The organism is Devosia insulae DS-56 (genome assembly GCF_000970465.2).
Lineage (GTDB): Bacteria > Pseudomonadota > Alphaproteobacteria > Rhizobiales > Devosiaceae > Devosia_A > Devosia_A insulae.
Window position 1 is genome coordinate 1 of record NZ_LAJE02000383.1, and the last position, 19581, is coordinate 19581.

The 19581-nt window shown below is 65.8% G+C and carries 19 protein-coding genes; 7 read left to right on the forward strand and 12 right to left on the reverse strand.

Annotated features, from left to right (window positions below; translation table 11 throughout):
• Positions 1-191: 191 nt before the first annotated feature.
• The 4 genes from VW23_RS25915 to VW23_RS25930 are packed head-to-tail and all read left to right on the forward strand — an operon-like array spanning position 192 to position 4175.
• Positions 192-1361 (forward strand): MFS transporter, encoded by a 1170-nt coding sequence (locus tag VW23_RS25915; protein WP_069912370.1) that lies wholly within the window; start codon positions 192-194, stop codon positions 1359-1361.
• Positions 1361-2545 carry an MFS transporter gene (locus VW23_RS25920; RefSeq protein ID WP_201788099.1) on the forward strand — a complete coding sequence of 395 codons (1185 nt, stop codon included), beginning with the start codon at positions 1361-1363 and terminating at the stop codon, positions 2543-2545. The genes VW23_RS25915 and VW23_RS25920 overlap by 1 nt, the downstream gene beginning before the upstream one ends.
• Positions 2538-2999, forward strand: coding sequence for an MmcB family DNA repair protein (locus VW23_RS25925; RefSeq protein ID WP_069912371.1), 462 nt, complete (start codon positions 2538-2540; stop codon positions 2997-2999). The genes VW23_RS25920 and VW23_RS25925 overlap by 8 nt, the downstream gene beginning before the upstream one ends.
• A 39-nt stretch (positions 3000-3038) precedes the next feature.
• Positions 3039-4175 (forward strand): MFS transporter, encoded by a 1137-nt coding sequence (locus tag VW23_RS25930; RefSeq protein WP_069912372.1) that lies wholly within the window; start codon positions 3039-3041, stop codon positions 4173-4175.
• Between the two features lie 49 nt (positions 4176-4224).
• On the opposite strand, the gene VW23_RS25935 is transcribed toward VW23_RS25930, so the two are convergent.
• The 3 genes from VW23_RS25935 to VW23_RS25945 all read right to left on the reverse strand — a co-directional run bounded on the left by VW23_RS25935 (position 4225) and on the right by VW23_RS25945 (position 8061).
• Positions 4225-5895, reverse strand: coding sequence for an MBL fold metallo-hydrolase RNA specificity domain-containing protein (locus VW23_RS25935; RefSeq protein ID WP_069912373.1), 1671 nt, complete (start codon positions 5893-5895; stop codon positions 4225-4227).
• A gap of 117 nt (positions 5896-6012) precedes the next feature.
• The gene (locus tag VW23_RS25940) at positions 6013-6564 is read right to left on the reverse strand and encodes an ActR/PrrA/RegA family redox response regulator transcription factor (RefSeq protein WP_055873645.1); all 552 of its coding nucleotides are present in this window, start codon (positions 6562-6564) and stop codon (positions 6013-6015) included.
• A gap of 198 nt (positions 6565-6762) precedes the next feature.
• Entirely contained in the window at positions 6763-8061 is a 1299-nt protein-coding gene (locus VW23_RS25945; RefSeq protein WP_084646494.1) for an ActS/PrrB/RegB family redox-sensitive histidine kinase, read from the reverse strand.
• A 144-nt stretch (positions 8062-8205) separates the two neighbouring features.
• Between VW23_RS25945 and VW23_RS25950 the strand changes: the two genes are divergently transcribed.
• Both VW23_RS25950 and VW23_RS25955 read left to right on the forward strand, forming a co-directional pair.
• On the forward strand, positions 8206-8655 hold the full coding sequence (locus VW23_RS25950) for a DUF2852 domain-containing protein (RefSeq protein ID WP_069912374.1): 450 nt from the start codon (positions 8206-8208) through the stop codon (positions 8653-8655).
• 112 nt (positions 8656-8767) lie between these two features.
• Positions 8768-9553 (forward strand): M48 family metallopeptidase, encoded by a 786-nt coding sequence (locus VW23_RS25955; protein ID WP_176730492.1) that lies wholly within the window; start codon positions 8768-8770, stop codon positions 9551-9553.
• 173 nt (positions 9554-9726) lie between these two features.
• Here the strand turns inward: VW23_RS25955 and lpdA are convergent, their stop codons facing one another.
• From lpdA to VW23_RS25995, 8 genes are all read right to left on the reverse strand, one after another.
• Positions 9727-11133 (reverse strand): dihydrolipoyl dehydrogenase, encoded by a 1407-nt coding sequence (lpdA, locus tag VW23_RS25960; protein WP_055873660.1) that lies wholly within the window; start codon positions 11131-11133, stop codon positions 9727-9729.
• Positions 11134-11275: 142 nt separating this feature from the next.
• Positions 11276-11779: a hypothetical protein gene (locus VW23_RS25965; protein ID WP_069912375.1), complete on the reverse strand. Its 504-nt coding sequence runs from the start codon at positions 11777-11779 to the stop codon at positions 11276-11278.
• Between the two features lie 55 nt (positions 11780-11834).
• Complete coding sequence (locus tag VW23_RS25970) at positions 11835-12593, reverse strand: SDR family oxidoreductase (RefSeq protein WP_069912376.1); 759 nt, start codon at positions 12591-12593, stop codon at positions 11835-11837.
• Positions 12594-12838: 245 nt separating this feature from the next.
• Positions 12839-13825, reverse strand: a complete 987-nt coding sequence (gene add / locus VW23_RS25975; protein WP_069912385.1) for an adenosine deaminase — start codon at positions 13823-13825, stop codon at positions 12839-12841.
• 2 nt (positions 13826-13827) lie between these two features.
• The gene (locus tag VW23_RS25980; protein ID WP_069912377.1) at positions 13828-14682 is read right to left on the reverse strand and encodes a carbohydrate ABC transporter permease; all 855 of its coding nucleotides are present in this window, start codon (positions 14680-14682) and stop codon (positions 13828-13830) included.
• Entirely contained in the window at positions 14682-15551 is an 870-nt protein-coding gene (locus tag VW23_RS25985) for a carbohydrate ABC transporter permease (protein ID WP_069912378.1), read from the reverse strand. Before VW23_RS25985 ends, VW23_RS25980 begins: the two co-directional genes overlap by 1 nt.
• A gap of 116 nt (positions 15552-15667) precedes the next feature.
• Positions 15668-16984 carry an ABC transporter substrate-binding protein gene (locus VW23_RS25990; protein WP_069912379.1) on the reverse strand — a complete coding sequence of 439 codons (1317 nt, stop codon included), beginning with the start codon at positions 16982-16984 and terminating at the stop codon, positions 15668-15670.
• Positions 16985-17023: 39 nt separating this feature from the next.
• Positions 17024-18001: a nucleoside hydrolase gene (locus VW23_RS25995; protein WP_069912380.1), complete on the reverse strand. Its 978-nt coding sequence runs from the start codon at positions 17999-18001 to the stop codon at positions 17024-17026.
• A 195-nt stretch (positions 18002-18196) separates the two neighbouring features.
• On the opposite strand from VW23_RS25995, the gene VW23_RS26000 reads away from it, so the two are divergent.
• Positions 18197-19072, forward strand: coding sequence for a LysR family transcriptional regulator (locus VW23_RS26000; protein ID WP_069912381.1), 876 nt, complete (start codon positions 18197-18199; stop codon positions 19070-19072).
• Positions 19073-19082: 10 nt separating this feature from the next.
• Here the strand turns inward: VW23_RS26000 and VW23_RS26005 are convergent.
• The coding region (locus tag VW23_RS26005; RefSeq protein ID WP_141728505.1) for a GlxA family transcriptional regulator at positions 19083-19581 on the reverse strand (499 nt) is incomplete at its 5' end.

Here is a 19581-nt window from a genome sequence, read left to right on the forward strand (position 1 = left end):
TGTTTGTATCAATGAGACAGGCGACAACTGAGATCAAAACTGGTGCGCTCGTCGGCAGAGTCGGAGGTGTATAAGAGACAGCCGCAGCCAGATCTGAAGTGCCGCCAATCCTCAGGATAACAAACCCCGCCTTGCCCCTTTGAACCGATTTTACTAGGGTCGCGGCGTTTCCTACCCGCGAGTTCCCCACAATGAGATTCGGTATCGAGTTGCCGCCGCAGCAGCGGGTGTATGGCGGCTTCTTCATCTATTCGTTCTGCATGGGGAGCCTGCCGCCGCGCCTGCCCGATATCCAGCATGCCATGGGGATCGAGGAAGGGGCGCTCGGCTTCGGGCTGATCGGCGCAGCCTTGGGCACGCTGATCTCGCTGAGCTTTGCCGGGGCACTACTCGATCGCTTCGGCTATCGCCGGTCCATCCTGACGCTGATCCCGTTGTTGGCGCTGGGCTATGCCCTCGCCTCGTTCGCCACCGGACCCCTCGCCTTCTTCCTGCTGCTGGTGCCGGTCGGCCTGGTCATCGGCGGCATCGAAATCATCCTCAACCTCGAGGCGGATCGTACAGAGCACATGATCGGGCACCGCATCATGAACCGCTCGCACGCCTTCTGGAGTTTTGGCTTCTTTTCTGCGGGCATCGTCAGCGCCGGCATCGCGCAGACCGGGCTCAGCGTGCAGTTGCACCTGCTCCTGATGATCCCCGTCGTCATCCTCGGCGTGGCGCTGCTGCTTGGCCGCTTCACCCCGGCGCCGCACCGCACCGGCGCCCCGACCGAGGCGGCGCCGCGTTTTGCTGCGCCCACCCTCGCCATCATGGTGCTGGTGGCGGTGACGCTCTCGGCCATGATCATGGAGGGCGCAGGCATCGACTGGTCGGCGATCTACATGAAGGGCGAGTTCCAGGTGTCGCCGTTCCTCGCCGGCTTCGCCGTGGCGCTCGGCGCCTTCACCCAGGCGGTGACGCGGTTCTTTGCCGATCCCTTTGTCGAGCGCTACAGCCCGACGCTGGTGTCGCGTGTGCTGCTCAGCGTGCTCGGGGTCGGCGCGGTGATCGTGTTCTTTTCGCCCTTCGACTGGTTGTCGCTGGTCGGCTTCGGGCTGATGGGCGTCGGCACCTCGGTGATCTTCCCGCTCGCCATGTCGGCGGCGGCGCAGCGCACCGACCGGCCGGCGGCGACCAATGTCGCCTCGCTGGCGCAGATTTCGTTCGTCGCCTTCCTCCTCGGGCCGCCGCTTCTGGGCTATGTTGCCGAGCATTTCGGCATCCGCTGGTCGTTCGGTATCGGCATTCCGCTGGTTATTCTTAGTCTGGTTTTCGCTGGCGCACTCGGTGCCAAGCCGATCCGGCATGAGGTTGATTGATGTTTAGTCTGAAGCCGCATCAGCGGGTCTATGGCATTTTCTTCATCTTCGCGCTGTCGATGGGGGCGCTGTTAAGCCGCCTGCCGGACCTGCAGCGCTCGCTCAACCTCACCGAAAGCCAGCTCGGCCTGACGCTGATCGCCATGTCGATCGGCGCCTTGTTCGGTCTCACCTTCTCGAGCCCGTTGATCGAGAAGTACGGGGCGCGCACCACGGCGTTCGTCACGGTGTTCGGCGCCTCGATCATGTACGCCATCGTCCCGTGGATTCCCTCGGCGATCCTCCTGCTGCCGGTGTTCTTCATCGCCGGATTGTTCGCCGGGGCGCTCGAGATCAACGTCAACCTCGAGACCGACCGGCACGAGGCCCAGCTCGGCACCCGGATCATGAGCCGGGCGCACGGCATGTGGAGCCTCGGCTTCTTCGTCACTGCGTTCATCGCGGCGGGCGTGCGGCAGGCCGGCATCTCGGTGCACATGCACACCTTCGTCGCCCTGGTGGTGGTAGTGATCGCCGGCTATTTCGTCTTCTCCAAGATCGAGAACGCTCCAGCGCGCGCCGACAGCCACGAGGGCAAGATGCCACTCGTCGCTTTCCCCACCATCGGCCTGTTGCCGCTCTGCCTGATCGGCGCCGCGCCGCTCTTGGTCGAAGGCGCCGGCATCGACTGGTCGGCGATCTATATGCGCGACGTGTTCGACGTGGCGCCGTTTATCGGCGGGCTGTCGATCACCATCTTCTCGCTGTTCATGGCGCTGGCCCGGCTGTTCATGGATCCGGTGGTCGAACGCTACAGCCCGCGCGTCGTCGCCGGCGCGCTGCTCGGCATCGCCGCGCTGGGGTTGATCATCGTCGGCTTTGCGCCGCACCCCTATGTGGCTTTGTTCGGCTTCATGCTGATGGGGCTGGGCTGTTCGTCGGTCTATCCGCTGGCCGTCTCGGCGGCGGCACAGCGCACCGACCGGCCGGCCTCGGTCAATGTCGCATCGCTCGGGCAGATGACGTTCGTGGTGTTCTTCCTCGGGCCGCCGCTGCTCGGCTTCGTCGCCCAGAGCTATGGCATTCGCATGTCGTATTTCGTCTGCGTGCCGCTGATCATCGCGGCGCTGCTGGTGATCCGGGCGCTGTCGGCCAAGCCGACGCCGCTCATCACCGAGCCGGAGCCTGCCACGCCCCATGGCTGAGCTGCCGCCGATCGTCGATCTGAGGCAATCGCCGACGGCGCTTCGGGTGCAACGCGGGGTGATGCGGTTCCTGCGCAACGCCCATGATTTCTGCTGCTACGCCGAGGTGCCGCTCAGCAATGGACGGCGCGCCGACGTGCTGGCGGTGGGGCCCAAGGGCGAGATCTGGATCGTCGAGATCAAGTCCTCGCTGGTCGATTTCCAGGTCGACCGCAAATGGCCGAACTACAAGGAGTTCTGCGACCGCTTCTTCTTCGCCAAGCCGCCCGAGCTCGACCCCGACATCTTCCCGCAAAGCGAGGGGCTGATGGTCGGCGACGGACACGATGCGGCGATCCTCCGGATGGCAGAGGAGACGCCGCTGCCGCCGGCGCGGCGCAAGGCCATGCTGCTGAAACTCACCCGGCTGGGCGCCGATCGCATCCATGTGCTGATGGACCCCAATGACCTCTGAGCGCCCGGCTCCCAGCGCTTCCCACTGATTGCACAACCCGTGACCCTGCCGCCGCCGATCGTCATCGTGTTCTTCCTGCATGCACTGGCGCAGGGCGGCATGTTCAGCCGGATCCCCGACATGCAGCTGGCGCTCGGGCTGAACGAGGCGCAGCTCGGCATCGCGCTGCTGGGGCAGCCGGCCGGCGCCATCATCGCGTTCCTGTTCGCGAGCCAGGTGGTCGAGCGGCTCGGCACCCGAGTGATCATCCTCACGACGATTCCGCTGCTCGGGCTGGTGCTGGTCGGCATCGCGCTGGCCCCCAGCCTCATTGTCATGTGGTTCGGTTTCGCCGTGTTCGGCGTGGTCTTTGCGCTCAGCAACGTCTCGATCAATGTCGAGGCCGACCGGCTGGAAGCCGCGTCGGGCCGGCGGCTGATGAACACCTGCCACGGCATCTGGAGCATCGGGCTGCTCACCGCCTCGCTGATCGGCACAGCGATGCGCGGCGCCAATATCGCGCCGGCGCTGCACTTCGCCCTGGTCCTCGTACCGGTGCTGGTCGGGATCGCGCTGTTCGCCTGGCCGATGCAGGCGGCGCCGGCACGGCCGCACAGCGCCACGACCAGGGGCTTCCGCATCACCCTGCCGACGTCGATGACACTGCTGCTGCTCGGCTATGCCATTGGCGCCTCGCTGCTCGAAGGGGGCCTCCGCAACTGGTCGGTCATCTTCATGCGCGACAGTTTCGTCGCCCCCGACTGGGTCGATACGCTGACGCTGCCGGCCTTCATGACGGCGCAGTCCGTCGGCCGGCTGCTCGCCGACCGCGCAGTGAGCCGCTGGGGCCCGGTGAGACTGGCGCGCGGGCTGACAATGGTGGCCCTGGTCGGGCTGCTGCTGGTGGTGTTCTCGCCCAACCTGATCGTGGCGCTCTGCGGCTTCACGCTGATCGGCTTCGGCGTCTGCGTGTCGTTCCCGCTCTCCGCCTCGGCGGCGGCCCGGCTCGGCGATCGCCCGGCCTCGGAGAATGTCGCGGCGCTGACCATGAGCCAGCAATTGCTGCTGCTGGGTGCGCCGGCGCTGCTGGGCTGGATCGCCGAAGCGGCGTCGATCCGCATCACCTTCGCGGTGCTGCTGCCGCCCCTGCTGCTGGCGTTCTACCTGGCGCGGTACCTGGAGCCGCGGAAGGGGTGACACTTCCCCTCACCCGACGCCGGTGGGTGTTGCGAGAGAGGCGCGGCCCTTATTCCCCGCTCGGCTCGCCATGCAACACCGGGGCGCGGCCGGCCTGGGTCTTCATCGGCAGCGGCGGGGTCACCGGGCCGGTGCCGGCCAGCGTCGCCTTCAGCGAGTCCATCACCGCGATGCGCCAGGCATCGTTGGGCGCGTCCTGGAGCTGGTGGCTCAGATCGATGATGAAGCTGGCATAAGCATTGTGCCAGTCGGCCGTGACCTGCGTCATGTCGATGCGCCGCTCGGCCGGCTTCTCCACCCCGCCAATGCCCTCGGCCCTCAACTCAAAGGCATCATCGAGCAGCGGCATCAGTACCTGGTCGCCGGCGAGGCCGTCATCGTGCATCAGCGCGGTGCGCAGGGCCTGGCGCTCTTCGTCCTCGCCATGGGTCAGGAACACCGCGCCATGCGCCGGCAGGCGCTTGGTGACCCAGGCGACAAGCTCAGAGTGATCGGCATGCGCCGAGTAGTTGCCTAGGCTGCGCACCTGCGCCCGCACCGGCACCAGGTCGGAATGGATGCGCACTTCCTTGGCGCCGGACTGGATGATCTGGCCGAGCGTGCCCGGCGCCTGATAGCCGACGAACAACACGGTGGCGTTGGCGCGCGGCAGGTTATTCCTCAAATGGTGCTTGATGCGGCCGGCATCGGCCATGCCGGAAGCCGACATGATGATGGCGCCGCCGCGGATCGAGTTGATCGCCTTGCTCTCATCGACGCTCTCGACGATGCGGAAGCGGGAATCGTTGAACAGCTCATCGGCGCTGAGCTCGACATCGTCGAACATCGACGCATACTTGCGATAAACGCCGGTGACCTTACTGGCCAGCGGGCTATCGAGGAAGACGAGGCTGGGGCTGATTTCGCCTGATTTGATCAGGTACCCGATGTCATGCAGCAGCTCCTGGCTGCGCTCGACGGCGAAGGTCGGGATCACCAGGTTGCCGCCACGGGCGAGCGCCGTGTTGATCTCGGTCTTCAGCGCTTCCTGGCGCTGCTTCAGCGTATAGTCCTCACGCTCGCGACCGCCATAGGTCGATTCAGAGAGGATGTAGTCATAGCCGGCCGGCGCATCGGGCGCCTCCCAGAACACTTTTACGTCCGGGCCGAGATCGCCGGAGAACAGGATGCGGATGGGCTTGCCGTTGCTATCCTGCACTTCGACTTCGATCGAGGCGGAGCCGAGGATGTGCCCGGCATTCCAGTAGCGGGCGCGCACGCCGGGGCCGGGGGTAATCCATTCCTCGTATGTTACGCCCTTGGTGAGCTTCAGCGCCTCGTTGGCGTCTTCCATGACGTAGAGCGGCTGGAACGGCTCTTCGGCGCGGCGGCTGCGCTTCTTGGTCTCGCGGTCGGCCTCGCTCTCCTGGATGCCGGCAGCATCGGGGAGCAGGTATTCGAGCAGCCCGTTGGTCGGCTCGGTGGCCCAGATGGGCTTTCGGTAACCCAGATGGGTCAACCGCGGCAGCAGGCCCGCGTGATCGATATGAGCATGCGTCAGCAGCAGGAAATCGATCGCCTTGGGATCGAACGGGAACGGCTTGTAGTTGAGATCGCGGACGGTCTTGTTGCCCTGGAACATGCCGCAATCGACGAGGAACTGCCCTTTGGGGTGCACCACGCGATAGCACGAGCCGGTCACGGTGCCCGACGCCCCGTGGAAATGTAGCGTGACGGTCATGGGAGGCTCCGGAGGATGGGGTGAACTTTGAGTAGCGAATAGTGAGTAGCGAATGGCGAATGGCGAATAGCGGCGACGTGAAGGCCACTCGCTATTTGCTACTCACTATTCGCTAACCTATTTGGGCGCGCGCTTGGCGAGAATGCGCTGCAGCGTGCGGCGATGCATGTTGAGCCGGCGCGCCGTCTCCGAGACATTGCGGTCGCAGAGCTCGTAGACCCGCTGGATGTGCTCCCAGCGCACCCGGTCGGCCGACATCGGATTTTCCGGCGGCTCAGGCGGCTTGTTGCCGGTGGCAAGCAGCGCGTTGATCACGTCCTCGGCGTCGGCGGGTTTGCTCAGATAATCCACCGCGCCGAGCTTCACCGCGGTCACCGCGGTGGCGATATTGCCGTAGCCGGTGAGGACCACCGCACGGGCATCGCCGCGCTTCTGGTGCAAGGCCGCGACCACGTCGAGGCCGTTGCCGTCCTCGAGCCGCAGATCGACCACCGCGTAGGCGGGGGGCGCTTCGGAGACGGCAGCAAGGCCGCCGGCCACGGTGTCGGCAATGCGGACATCGAAGCCGCGTTTCTGCATGGCCCGCTCGAGGCGGGTCAGGAAGGTCTTGTCGTCATCGACCAGAAGCAGGGTACGGTCGGCCGCAAGGAGTTCATCGACTGTGCTCATCGCTGCCTCATGTAGGGTCTTTTGGGCAAAAGGTCAAAATATGGGCAGGGTGAAACCACGTTCGCTCACCCACAGATGTCATTCCCGCGTAGGCGGGAACCTAGTGGGATGCCGCAGCGCCGGTGGAGGTTGGGAGATCGCACTGGGTTCCCGCCTGCGCGGGAATGACGCCGGTGGGAGTACAAAATAGGCGTCACATCACACCTGTTCGATTGCCGCCCGCGGCCAGATCAGCCGCACCTGGGCGTGGCCATCGGCCGCCTCGTTCTCAAAACTGAGCTTGGCCCCGGTGCGCTCGAGCAGCGTCTTTGAAATGAAGATGCCAAGCCCCAGCCCGCCCGGCTCGCCGTCGTCGGCGTTGCGCGGCCTGGTGGTGAGGTAGGGCTCGCCCAGCCGGGTGATCAGATCGGTCGGAAAGCCCGGACCATCGTCGGTGATGGTCACGGTCAGCGCCTGCTTATCCCAGCTGGCCTCGACCAGCACGGCGCGTTGGGCGAACTGTGCGGCATTGTCGATGAGGTTGCCGAGGCCATAGAGCAGCCCGGCATTGCGGCGGATCACCGGCTCGCTGCCGTTGCCCGCGCCGGTTCGCACCGAGATCACCTTGCCGCCGCCTTCGAGCGGCTTCACCACTTCGGCGAGCAGCGCCGAAACCGGCACGGCGGCGAATGGGTCGCCCGGAGTGTCGCGCAGGCTCCTCAGCTTACCGAGGATTTCGCGGCAGCGCGCCGCCTGCGACATGATCAGCTCGATATCCTCGCGCACCGGCCCTTCGGGCACCTCGTCGCGGATCTCGCGCGCTGCCAGCGCGATGGTCGAGAGCGGGGTGCCGAGCTCGTGCGCCGCCGCTGCCGCGAGGCCATCGAGAGCGCTCAGCTGCTCGTGCCGCGACAGTGCCAGTTCGGTCGCCGCCAGGGCATCGGCGAGCTGGCGCGCCTCGTGCGCCACCCGGTTGGTATAGGCAGCGATAAAGATGGTGCCGCAAAGGATCGAGACCCAGATGCCGATGACATAGACCCGGTCGAAGACGATGCGCGAGTCAGGGTCCCATGGCAGGTCCATATGGTAGACCGAGAGCAGCGAGGCGAGCGCGATGGCGAGCGTCGCGAGGATCACCGTCGAACGCTGCGGCAGCGTCGTCGCCGACACCGAGACCGGCGCCAGCAGCAGCAGCGAGAACGGGTTCTGCAACCCGCCGGTCAATGCCAGCAGCGCCGCCAGCTGGCAGAGATCGAAACTCAGATGCACCGTCGCGACGGTGGCAGTGGTGCGATAGCCCTCGCCGAGCCGGAAGATCACCCAAAGGTTGAGCAGCACCGACAGCCCGATCAGCATCAGGCACTCGGTCAAAGGCAGCGGAAAGCTGAGCCCGAACTGCACGAACAGCACGCCGACGGTCTGCCCGACGATCGCCAGCCAGCGCAGCCCGACCAGCGTCGCCAGCCTGAGGGGCCGCCAATTGCCCGGCTGGAGTGCCGACGTGTCCGCCAATGCCATGGAATCATCCTTTCCGGGCACGTGATTTCAGCCCGCATGGGAAGTCTAGCATGCCATTTCAAGGGCAAAAAAGCGTGAGCGAAACGCTTGACCCCCAGTCTGACGGGACCACATCGGAGCTGTTCGTGACTGGGAGAAAGTCCAATGCACACTGCGATTATCAAACCGCAATGGGGCCCGCTGACCATCGCTTTGATGGTCCTGGGCTTCGTTCTCTGGTGGCCGATCGGCCTCGCCATTCTCGCCTACATCCTGTGGGGCGAAATGTTCGGCGGCTCGGCGGAAAAGGCTCAGGGGTTCGTCAACCGATCCCGCAGCTGGGCCGAAAACTGCGGTCCCCGCGCCAACGGGTTCCGTCACCACGGCTTCCGCAACTCGAGCGGCAATGCCGCCTTCGACGACTACCGCGCCGAGCAGCTGAAGCGCCTCGAAGAGGAACGCCGCCGGCTGGATGAAGAGATCAACGCCTTCCACGAGTACATGCGCAACCTCCGCATGGCCAAGGATCGCGAAGAGTTCGATCGCTTCATGCGCGACAAGAACGGGAACCGCCCGAACTATGGCGGCGACCAGAACAACGGGACGAACGTCTGACGTTCGATGTGGACGTGACCGACCCCCGCAAGGCTGTCGCAAGCCTTGCCGGTCATGCTCCGGTTCCTATGACCTCCTCCTGACGACTGCGCCCCTTTCGAGGGGCGTTTTTTTGTCGTCCGCGATTCCCCTCGAATCGGTGATGATCAGCCGCATGAACTTCCTGTTCCCCGCCAAGGCGCCGAAAGTGCCGGCCGCGACCACCCTCGTCATCAACGACGAGCCGGTCGAGATCACGGTGAAGGTGAGCCCGCGGGCCAAGAGCTACCGGCTGACCGTGCCGCATCACGGCAACCCGGTGCTGACCTTGCCGCGGACCGGCCGCTGGCCCGAGGCCGAGGGCTTCCTCAACCGGCATCGCGGCTGGCTCGCGGCCCGGCTGAAGCGCAGCGCCCCGCGTACCGCCTTCGCCGACGGCGAAGTGCTGCCACTGCGCGGCGTGCCGCACCGTATCCATGCGACGGGCCGGCTGCGCGGCCGGGTCGAAGTGTCGGAGATCGATGGCGAGCTGTCGCTGCTGGTGCCCGGCGAGGCCGCGCATATCCCGCGCCGGCTGACCGAATGGCTGAAAGCCGAGGCGCAGCGCGACCTGGCCGAACGTTCGGACATCCATGCGGCAACGCTTGGCGTCGAAGTCAAATCGGTAGCGATGCGCAGCCAGGCGACCCGCTGGGGCTCGTGCTCGTCATCGGGCCGGCTCAACTACAATTGGCGGTTGATCCTCGCCCCACCCTTCGTCCTCGACTACGTGGCGGCGCACGAAGTGGCGCACCTGGTCCACATGAACCACTCGCCGAACTTCTGGAAGGCGGTCGAGAGAGCCCTGCCCGACATGACCAAAGGCAAGGCCTGGCTCAAGGCGCATGGCAAGGTGCTGATGGGGTATGGGCTGGAGTAGGGCTGGGCCGCACGCCGTAACCCCGGTGGCTGCGGACCCCCACCCCTGTCCCCTCCCCGCAAGGGGGAGGGAGACCCTCACACCCACATCTCAGTCTGCGTCTCCCTCCCCCTCGCGGGGAGGGATTAAGGGTGGGGGGCAGCTCGCACCGGCTTGGAGGGAGTGGACCCCGATCAAATATGAATCGCGCCGTCGCCGCACATCAAGGCGGCTTCCTTCACTGCTTCCGACAGGGTCGGGTGCGCGTGGGTGGTGCGGCCGAGGTCTTCGGCGGAGCCGGAGAATTCCATCAGCACGACGATCTCGTGGATCATCTCGCCGGCGTTCTTGGCGATGATCTGCGCGCCGAGCACCCGGTCGGTGGCGACGTCGGCGAGAATCTTCACATAGCCCTGCGTCGCCAGCATCGCCTTGGCGCGGCCATTGGCGGTGAAGGGGAACTTGCCGGCCTTGTATTCGATGCCGGCCGCCTTCAGCTCGTCCTCGGACTTGCCGACCCAGGCGACTTCGGGGCTGGTGTACATCACTGAGGGAATGGTGCCGTAGTTCACGTGCGGCTGCTGGCCGGCAATGATCTCGGCCACCGCGTGGCCCTCGTCCATCGCCTTGTGCGCCAGCATAGCGCCCGCCACCACGTCGCCGATGGCATAGATGCCCGGCACATTGGTCTTGAACTGCGCATCGGTGCGGACGCGGCCGCGCTCATCGAGCGCCACGCCGGCGCCCTCGAGACCCAGCCCTTCGGTGAACGGCTTGCGGCCGACCGCGACCAGCACGGCATCGGCTTCGGCGAAGCTCGCCTCGCCACCGCCGGCCGGCTCGAGCCGGGCGCGGACCGAACCGTCGCCCTGCTTTTCGATCGCCGTGACCTTGGTCGAGAGCTTGAACTCCATGCCCTGCTTCTGCAGGTTCCGCTGGGTTTGGCGCGCCGCCTCGCTGTCGAGGCCGGGGAGGATCCGGTCGAGGAACTCGACCACCTGCACCTTGGACCCAAGCCGGCCCCAGACCGAGCCGAGCTCCAGCCCGATGATGCCGCCGCCGATCACCAGGAGGCGCTTGGGCACCTCCTGAAAGGCCAGCGCACCGGTCGACGACACCACCTTGTTCTCGTCGATCTCGATGCCCGGCAGGCTGATCGGCACCGAGCCGGTAGCGATCAGGATGTTCTTGGTTTCGATGGTGGTGGGCGCGCCGCTTTCCGGCGTCACCAGCACCTTGCCCTCGGCCGGGATCGAGCCGGTGCCGCGGAAGGTGGTGATCTTGTTCTTCTTGAACAGGAACTCGATGCCCGAGACGTTGGCGGTGACGGTGTCGTCCTTGTGCGCCAGCATCTGCTTGAGGTTCAGCTGCGGCGTCACGTCGATGCCGAACTGGCGGAACTGGTGGCCGGCTTCCTCGAACAGCTCCGAGGCATGCAGCAGAGCTTTGGATGGAATGCAGCCGATGTTGAGGCAGGTACCACCGAAGGTCGGCCACTTCTCCACCACCGCGACCTTCATGCCGAGCTGGGCCGCCCGGATTGCCGCGACGTATCCACCCGGGCCGGAGCCGATTACGGTGAGGTCGAAAGTGTCCGCCATGATGTCTCCGAGAGGCTCAAACGGCGCCTGAGGAGTGGCGCCCGCGCTGCCGATATAGGACTGCCAAACGGGTTAAACTACCCGCCGTTAGGAGGGAACCCCTGTCACGAGCGAGCCATGCGAAATGCGCATGATTCCGACGCTACCTGGCGCAGGCTGCGAGGGTGAAGGTGTCGAGCACATCGCGCTCATCGGCGAAGGCGTCCTGCCGCATCGAGGAGTACCAGACGTTGACGGCAAACTGCGGCAACAACACCTGGCGCGGCGCCATCTGCGCCGCGAGCGCGATCTCGGCGTCATGTGGATATTCTTCGATGCCATCCGCCCCGAGCGCGTAGACCACGCCGTCCCAGAACTCGCACTGCTCACCCTCGGCGCCGGTGCAATCGTGCCCCACCAAACCATTCGGCTGGCCAAAGCCATTGGGCAGGTAGATGGCGCCGTCGAACTTCGCCGAAACATCCTTGATGGCGATGCTGAACGCGGCGATCTGATTGGCAGCCGCGTCCTCGGGGAGGGCAGTGAAGCTGAGGCGGACGTCCCCGCCGGGCTGCTCATAGATGGCGTGCGGGATCGGGCACTCGATAGCGAGCGCCGGCCCGGCAATGACCGCCATTGACATGATCGCCACCAGTCGCTTCAGCATGCCGCCCCCTTGGTGTCGTCCGACCTGAGACGCCCGCTGCGTCACGATCCTTGGGTCAGGGCGCCGCCGCCCGTCCGCCGGTTACCGCGAGGGTCGTGCCGGTGACATAGGCGGCATCATCGGAGAGCAGCCAAAGGATGGCGTTGGCCACTTCCTCGGCCGTGCCGGCGCGGGCCAGCGGCACGCTCGGCGCCAGTTGCTGGGCCCGGTCGGGCACGCCGCCGGTGGCGTGGAAATCGGTGTCGATCACCCCCGGCCGGACGCCGTTGACCCGGATGCCTTCGGCTGCCACCTCGAGCGCCAGGCCCACGGTGAAGGTATCGATGGCGCCCTTACTGGCCGCATAGTCGACATAGACGCCGGGCGCGCCGAGCTTGGCGGCGGCGGAGCTGACATTAACGATGCCGCCGCCGGCGCCGCCGTGCTTCGTCGACATCCGCCTGACCGCCGCGCCGGCGCAAAGCATCGAGCCGGTGACGTTGACAGCGAAAAGGCGGGCGATCCGCTCGGCATCCATCGCGTCGACCCGCGACGACGGGGCGATGGTGCCGGCGTTGTTGACGAGACCCGCGAGCCGGCCCAGGCGGTCGGCGGCGCGAAAGATGTGCTCGACATCCTCGGCGCTGCTCACGTCGCCGCGCACGGCTACGGCTTCGCCGCCGCGCGAATGGATCTCGGCGCACACTGCCTCGGCAGCCGCGACATTGCCGGCATAGTTCACCACCACGCCATAGCCGCGCGCCGCGGCCAGCCGGCACACAGCTGCCCCGATACCGCGGCTGCCACCGGTGACGACAAGTACTTTATCGGACATGAGGTCCCTCCCTTGGGAGGCGACTGTACGGCTCGGCCCACGAATGCAAAAGGCGGAACATGTGTTCTCTTCAGCTCCCCTCCCCCTTGAGGGGAGGGGCTGGGGGTGGGGGTGGTGAGGGACGCTCGGTGGTGACTGAACCACCCCCTCCCTCAATCCCTCCCTCAAGGGGGAGGGAAGCGATCGCATCGCCTCCTGTGGTCTGCCAGCCGGTTCCCCCGCGGTCACAGCCGGAGTCAAATGACCTAAGCCTCGAGCCGCGCCCGGATCGCTGCCTTGGTCGCGTCGTCGGCGAAGGCCCGCCCGATCGCCGCGAGGTTGGCCGCCCGGAACCGCGCCGTGTCCCAGCCGAACACCTGCTGCAGCCGGCCATATTCCTGAGTGAGCGTCAGATCGGTCGGGCCGCGGGCATCGGTGTTCACCCCCACGGACACGCCGCGCCGCACCAGCCTGCCCACCGGGTGATTTTCATAGCGGTCGAACACATCGATCTGGATGTTGCACGACGGGCAGACCTCGAGATGCACGTCGTGCTCCAGCAGCAGCGCGATCACCGCGTCGTCCTCGATCGAGCGCACCCCGTGCCCGACGCGCCGCACGCCCAACTGCTCCACCACTTCGCGCACCTTCTCGGCGCCGCCTGCTTCGCCGGCATGCGCCGTGACGTTGAGCCCGAGATCCCGCGCCCTGGCGAACACCGGAATATGCTCGCCGAGCCCATACCCGGTCTCGTCACCCGCGAGGTCGACGCCGCCAACACCCCGCGCGCGATACTTCTCCGCGATCCGCACCAGCTCCAGCCCGTTGGCCGCATCGTCCGGCCGCAACTGACAGAGGATCAGCCGCGCCTCGACCGGATAGCTCTTTCGCCCCTCGACCAGCGCTGCCAGCACGGTCTCCACCACGTCGTCGGTCGTAAGCCCCGTCTGCCGGTGCAGCTGTGGCGCGAAGCGGATCTCGGCGTAGATCACCCCGTCTTCCGCCAGCTGGCGCATCAGGTCGATCGTCGCCACCCGCAGCGCCTCGCGGCTCTGCAGCAGCGCCAGCGCCGGCGCGAGATAGCGGAAATAGTCGACGAGGTTCACGCACTTCTGCGGCGCGAGGAACTCGGCCCGATAACGCTCCGGCGTCACGCTGGGGTCGAGTGCGTTCACCGAGGCAAAGCTCATCGAGCAATCGAGATGCAGGTGCAGCTCGACCTTGGGAATAGCCCTGAGTTCGTCGCGAGTCATCATCAACCCTTGATACCAGCGCTCGCCAGGCCCTGCACGTAGTAGCGCTGTAGCGGCAACAACAGGGCGATCGGGATCAGCGCGGTGATCACCGAGACCGCAAAAAGCTGGTTCCAGATCGTCTGGTATTGTTGCTGGAACGCCGCCATGCCGACCTGGATCACCTTGAACTGCTGGGAGGGCATGGCGAGCAGCGGCCACAGAAACGCCTCCCACTGGAAGACAAAGAGCAGCAGCCCGGCGCTGATGCAGGTGGGGATCGAGAGTGGCACATAGATGCGAACGAGGACATCGAACCAGTTGGCGCCATCGAGCTTGGCCGCCTCGAGGTAGTCCTTCGGGACTTCCTTGAAGAACTGGTAGAACAGGAACACCGCCAGCCCGTTGGCAACACTGGGAACGATCAACGCTGCCACGTTGTCGAGCCAGCCCAACTGCAGCGTGACGGTGTAGAGCGGCAGCGCGATCGCTTCGAAGGGCAGCATGAAGCTGATGATGATCAGCGTCAGAATGGCGTTCTTGCCCTTGAAGTCGAACACCGCGAAAGCAAAGCCGGCCATACCGTTGACGATCAGTCCGCCAATCATCGTGACGATCGCGACGAACATCGTATTGGCGATGATGATGCCAAAGCCGCGGTCGAACACGCCCTGGTAGGCCTCGAGCGAGAATGGCGAGGGGATCAGCGCCTTGGCGGTGAACGGGAAGATATCGGCAAAGACTTCGGTGTTGGGGCGGAGCGACGAGACGATCGCCCACCACAGCGGCAAGACGAAGATGAACGCAATGGCGATGTAGGCGACGTGCTTCAACCCGAAGCCGATGCCCTTCTTGAGCGCGTGCGGGGTGTTTTGCATCACTTCTTCTCCGGCTTGCCGTTGAGCAGCCGGAACTGCAACCCGACGATGACGAGGAGGATCGCGACCACCACGACGATGATCGCCATCGCCCGGCCCATGTCGCCGAAGATGAAGCCCGACTTGAAGGCCTCGTACATCAAGACGTTGGTGCTGTCGGCCGGCCCGCCCTGGGTGATCATGAAGATGGGCGCGAACAGCAGGAAATTGATTGAGACATCGGCCACCAGCACGAAGAGCAGCGTCGGCCGCAGCAGCGGGATGGTGATGAAGATCAGGCGCTGCCAGGCGCGCGCGCCGTCGATCCTGGCCGCGTCATAGATCTCGGGCGAAATGTTCTGCAGCCCGCCGATGATGAAGATCATCCAGTACGAGATGCCCTTCCAGGTGGCGATGGCGATGATCGAATAGAGCGCCAGGCTCTCCGAGGTCAGCCACGGCTGGCCGGGAATGCCGGCAATGTTGAGCACGCCGTTGGCCAGCCCATCCGGGCTCAGCATGATGCGCCAGATGATCACCGCGGTGGGCAGCGACACCCCGATGGGGATGAGGAACAGCACCCGGTAGAACGGCACGCCCTTGAACTTCTGCACGTAGAGCAGCGCCAGCCCCAGCGCGAGGGCGATCTGGATCGGGTTGATCAGCAGGTTGAACCACAGCGTCACCTGCAGCGATTTCCAGAACGCGGAATCGGTGAACAGCGCGACGTAGTTGTCGAGCCCGACAAACACCTGGTTGCCGCGCAGCATGTTGAAGAAGCTGTCGCTGACCGCCAGCGCGATCGGATAGAGGCGGAACACCACGAGGCCGACCAGCGCCGGCGCCAGCAGCACCGCGAGCAGGAAAAGGGGAGTCTTGCTTCTGACCATCTAGGACGTTTCACCAGGTGGAGAGGTCACGGGCACGATTGCTTCGGTCGTCGCCTTCTCCCACAAGGGGAGAAGGCCACTCCGTCATTGGCCGGCGATTAGGTCGCCGAGACAGACTACTGCGCGACGCGCGCTGCTGCCGACTCGAACTTCTGCACCGCGCTCGCCAGTGCATCCTTCACTGCCACGCCATTCGCCATGTCGATGAAGGCGGTGCGGAACGCGTCCTGCAGCTGGCCATAGGCCGCGGTGACCGGACGAGCCTTGGCGGTGTTGAGCGAGTCGTAGACGCCCAGCCGGAACACGTTGTTGGGGAAGGCGTCGAAATCGGCCGCGGTGCTGATTTCGTCGAGCAAAGGCTTGCTCACCGGCAGCTGGTTCAGCGCCTTGAACCAGACGCGCGTGCCTTCGTCCGAGGTGGTCAGGAACTTGGCGAAATCGAAGGCTTCGGCCTGGTTGGTCGAGGCGGCGCTGACGCCGACATACCAGCTCCCCGTCGGGGTCAGCACCTTGCCGCCCTCGAAATACGGGAACGGCGCCACGCCGAAATCGACGCCGGTCTGGGCGAGGATCGGCAGGTTCCAGGTGCCACCGGCAAACATCGCCAGCTGGCCGTTGCCGAACAGCGAGGCCGCTTCGCCATAGCCGAGGCTCTTCGGGCTCACCGCCCACTCATTGTAGAGGTTGGCCCAGTAGGTGCCGGCCTTGGTCCAGGCCTCGCTGTCGAGGTAGCCCTTGGCGGTCACGCCATCGGGCGCAATCACGTCGGTGCCGAGCGATTCCCCCAGCGGCTGCAGCTGGTAGAGCTCGCCGAACTGCTCGACGGTGAAGCCGTACTGCGTGGTGCGGCCACCATCCTTGACGGTCAGCTTCTGCGCCGTGTCGGCCACCTGTTCCCAGGTCCAGCGCTTGGTCGAGCCGAGCGTATCGACGTCCGCCTGCGTGGCATTCTGCCCGGCGGTCAGCCCATCCGGCGCGGTGATGCCGGCATCGGCGAACAGCTTCTTGTTGTAGAACAGCACCTGCGCCGAGTTGTTGATCGGCAGCGCGAACTGCGTCGCATCATACTTGCCGGCATCGATCGCCGCCGGCACCAGACTCGAGGTGTCGATCGAGGCATCAACAGGCGCGAGGAAGCCGCGCGAGGCATAGCTCGCGACCAGCGGCGCATCGACATAGACGAGGTCGATGCCGGTGTCCTTGGAGCGCAGCCGCAGCTCCGCCACCTGGAAGAACTGTGCGAACGGGTAGGGCTGCAGGTTGATCTTGGTGCCCGGATGCGCCGCCGTATAGGCGTCGACGACGGCCTGCATGGCCGTGGTGTCGCCGCCCTCGATGACGATCATGTTGAGCGTCTTGTCCTGCGCCAGCGCCGGTACGGCGGTCATCGCCGCCACCATGCTGATCGCCAAAGCCGTGTTCCACATCTTCATATTACGCACCCTTCTCTTGTAGCTGAAGAATTCCAGACCTCATGCCGCGTACCGCTTGGCGCCCCAGATCAGGCCGGGGGTCACCAGTTCGGTGAACCGTCTCGCGTCGACCGTCATGGCGACGCCGACATTCTTGACGCGCGTGTCGTGCCTGGGGTCCTGCGGACGGAAATCGATCAGCGTCTGCCCGTAGCCCGGGCCGTCGCCAATGATCACCTCGCCCGGCAACTGTTCGATGCCGAAAATCGACGGGTCGATCAGCCAGGCCACCGCGCAGGGGTCGTGCAGCGGCGCGCCCGGCTTATCCTCGCCGGCAAAGGCGTAATAGGTGCCGCAATAGAACGTCATGATGTCGGCCACCGGGTTGTCACCGCTGACTGCGGCGCGCACTTCGGCGATGTCGGCGCGGCTCAAGAGCGTCTGGTGCGTCAGGTTCAGCCCGAACATCACCAGCTTGGCGCCTGACTTGAAGACGATCCGTGCCGCTTCCGCATCGGCCCAGGTGTTGAACTCGGCTGCCGGCGTCACGTTGCCCTCGGTGGCCGACCCGCCCATGAAGACGATCTGCTTGAGCTTTTGCGCCAGGTCCGGGCGCAAGGCCAGTGCCAGCGCCACGTTTGTCATCGGCCCGATCACCACCAGGCTGATCTCGCCCGGGTTGGCGTCGGCCTTGGCAATGATCGCCTCGACGGCGCCGACCGCGTCTGCTTTCCGCTCGGTCTGCGGCAGCTCGACCCCGGCGCTGTCCATGCCCGACGGGCCATGGAAGGCGGCCGGGAACTCGTAGCGGTGCAGCAGCGGCAGCACGGCGCCGGCATGCACTGGCACGTCGAGCCCGAAGGCATCGACGATGCGCAGCGCATTGCGCGTGGTGTTCTCGAGCGAAGCATTGCCGCACACCGTGGTGATCGCTTCGATCCGGATCGCCGGATGCGATGCCGCGAGCAGGATCGCCGCCATGTCGTCATGGCCGGGATCGCAATCGATGATGATGCGGTGGGGAGTCGAAACGGACATAAGAAATCTTGCTCTGGGGAGTGAAAGAGGACGTCGCCGTGCGTGGATCCGGACACGAGGGCGCCAGGCTTCGAAACCTGGAGAGGGAGGAACCCGGTTTCGGCGGCCTGGCGCCTCGCATCCGAGCCAAAACACTAGGCTGGACGGGCCTCGGGCAACAATTTACAAATCGGCCGTTCGATTGAGTTTTCGTCAATGGTTGAGACCGGCCACCTGCTGAATGCCCTGCGCGCCTTCGAGGCGGCAGCCCGGCTCGGCAGCGTCAAGAAAGCGGCGCAGGACCTGAGCGTCACCGATGGCGCGGTCAGCCGCCAGATCAAGCATCTGGAGGACGCGCTGGGGGTCGAACTGTTCGAGCGCGGCAACCGCTCGATCCGCCTCACTCCGGCTGCCGCCGAATATGCCGCCACCATCTCCGAGGCCTTCGCTTCGATTGCGCGCGGCACCGAGCAATTGCGCCACGCCCATAACCGCCAGACCATCATGCTGACGGCGCCGGATGCGTTCCTGTTGCGCTGGCTAGTGCCGCGGCTGCAGAGCCTCGAGGCGCTGCTCGATGGCACCTCGGTGCGCCTCACCACCTGGAGCCGCGAGATCAACCCGGCCGATCGCTCGATCGATATCTATATCGGGGTGGGTCCGGTGCCGGAGATTCCGGGAATGACCGTTGCCACCGTGGCGCCCGAAACCTTCGGCCCGGTGGTCAGCCCGATGCTGATGAAGGGCCGCGAGGCCGATCTCGAGCATCTGTGGAGCCTGCCGCGCCTCGATACCGTCTGGCCGCCCGACATGTGGTCCAACTGGGCCCGCGAAGCCGGCGTGACGCTCGAGCCGCGCGAGTTCATCTCCTACGACCTGCTGTTCTATACGCTGCAGGCCGCAGAAGCCGGGCTCGGCGTCACCATCGGGCCCGGTCCGGCGGTGTCCGATGCCATCAAGCAGGGCCGCATGCTGGCGCCGCTCGGCCTCGTCACCCGCCCCGGCAGCTGGTATCTCGCCTGGCGCAATGACCGCTCGATCCGCGTGATGAACCTGGTGAAGCGCTGGTTCGAACGCGAGTTCGCCGAGTGATGGCTTCGCGTCAGGCCACCGGCTCGCCCTGGCCGAAACGGATGCGATAGTCGGTAGGGCCGATGCCGAACTGCCGCTGGATCACCCGGCGCAGGTTCTGTTCCGTCGCGAGCCCCGCCTGCTCGGCGATCACCTTGAGCGGCAATCCGGTGCTCTCGAGCGCCCGGCAGGCAGCGGCGAGCCGCAGCGCTTCCACGGCCCGCGCCGGGGTAGCGCCGGTCTCCTCGACATAGACCCGGGCGAAGTTGCGGGCGCTCATCCCGACCTGCTCCGCCAGCCGTTCGACCCGGAGGTCGGCGCAGAGGTTCTCCTCCATCCACGCATGCAGCCCGTCGAACGTGCCGCCGCGTGGCTGTGTCGGTGGGCTGAACTGGCTCTGCCCGCCAGGACGGCGCCGGAACACCACCATCTGGCGGGCGGCCGCCAGCGCCACGGCCGGCCCGACATCGGCCTCGATCAGCGCCAGCGCCAGGTCGATCCCGGCGCTGACCCCGGCGGAAGTCCAGACC

Excerpts from the sequence above, each read along its gene's own strand:
- VW23_RS25915 (WP_069912370.1), top strand. The coding sequence starts at position 192 with ATGAGATTCGGTATCGAGTTGCCGCCGCAGCAGCGGGTGTATGGCGGC.
- VW23_RS25920 (WP_201788099.1), top strand. The coding sequence starts at position 1,361 with ATGTTTAGTCTGAAGCCGCATCAGCGGGTCTATGGCATTTTCTTCATC.
- VW23_RS25925 (WP_069912371.1), top strand. The coding sequence starts at position 2,538 with ATGGCTGAGCTGCCGCCGATCGTCGATCTGAGGCAATCGCCGACGGCG.
- VW23_RS25935 (WP_069912373.1), bottom strand. The coding sequence starts at position 5,895 with ATGACCGTCACGCTACATTTCCACGGGGCGTCGGGCACCGTGACCGGC.
- VW23_RS25940 (WP_055873645.1), bottom strand. The coding sequence starts at position 6,564 with ATGAGCACAGTCGATGAACTCCTTGCGGCCGACCGTACCCTGCTTCTG.
- VW23_RS25945 (WP_084646494.1), bottom strand. The coding sequence starts at position 8,061 with ATGGCATTGGCGGACACGTCGGCACTCCAGCCGGGCAATTGGCGGCCC.
- VW23_RS25950 (WP_069912374.1), top strand. The coding sequence starts at position 8,206 with ATGCACACTGCGATTATCAAACCGCAATGGGGCCCGCTGACCATCGCT.
- lpdA (WP_055873660.1), bottom strand. The coding sequence starts at position 11,133 with ATGGCGGACACTTTCGACCTCACCGTAATCGGCTCCGGCCCGGGTGGA.
- VW23_RS25965 (WP_069912375.1), bottom strand. The coding sequence starts at position 11,779 with ATGCTGAAGCGACTGGTGGCGATCATGTCAATGGCGGTCATTGCCGGG.
- VW23_RS25970 (WP_069912376.1), bottom strand. The coding sequence starts at position 12,593 with ATGTCCGATAAAGTACTTGTCGTCACCGGTGGCAGCCGCGGTATCGGG.
- add (WP_069912385.1), bottom strand. The coding sequence starts at position 13,825 with ATGACTCGCGACGAACTCAGGGCTATTCCCAAGGTCGAGCTGCACCTG.
- VW23_RS25980 (WP_069912377.1), bottom strand. The coding sequence starts at position 14,682 with ATGCAAAACACCCCGCACGCGCTCAAGAAGGGCATCGGCTTCGGGTTG.
- VW23_RS25985 (WP_069912378.1), bottom strand. The coding sequence starts at position 15,551 with ATGGTCAGAAGCAAGACTCCCCTTTTCCTGCTCGCGGTGCTGCTGGCG.
- VW23_RS25990 (WP_069912379.1), bottom strand. The coding sequence starts at position 16,984 with ATGAAGATGTGGAACACGGCTTTGGCGATCAGCATGGTGGCGGCGATG.
- VW23_RS25995 (WP_069912380.1), bottom strand. The coding sequence starts at position 18,001 with ATGTCCGTTTCGACTCCCCACCGCATCATCATCGATTGCGATCCCGGC.
- VW23_RS26000 (WP_069912381.1), top strand. The coding sequence starts at position 18,197 with ATGGTTGAGACCGGCCACCTGCTGAATGCCCTGCGCGCCTTCGAGGCG.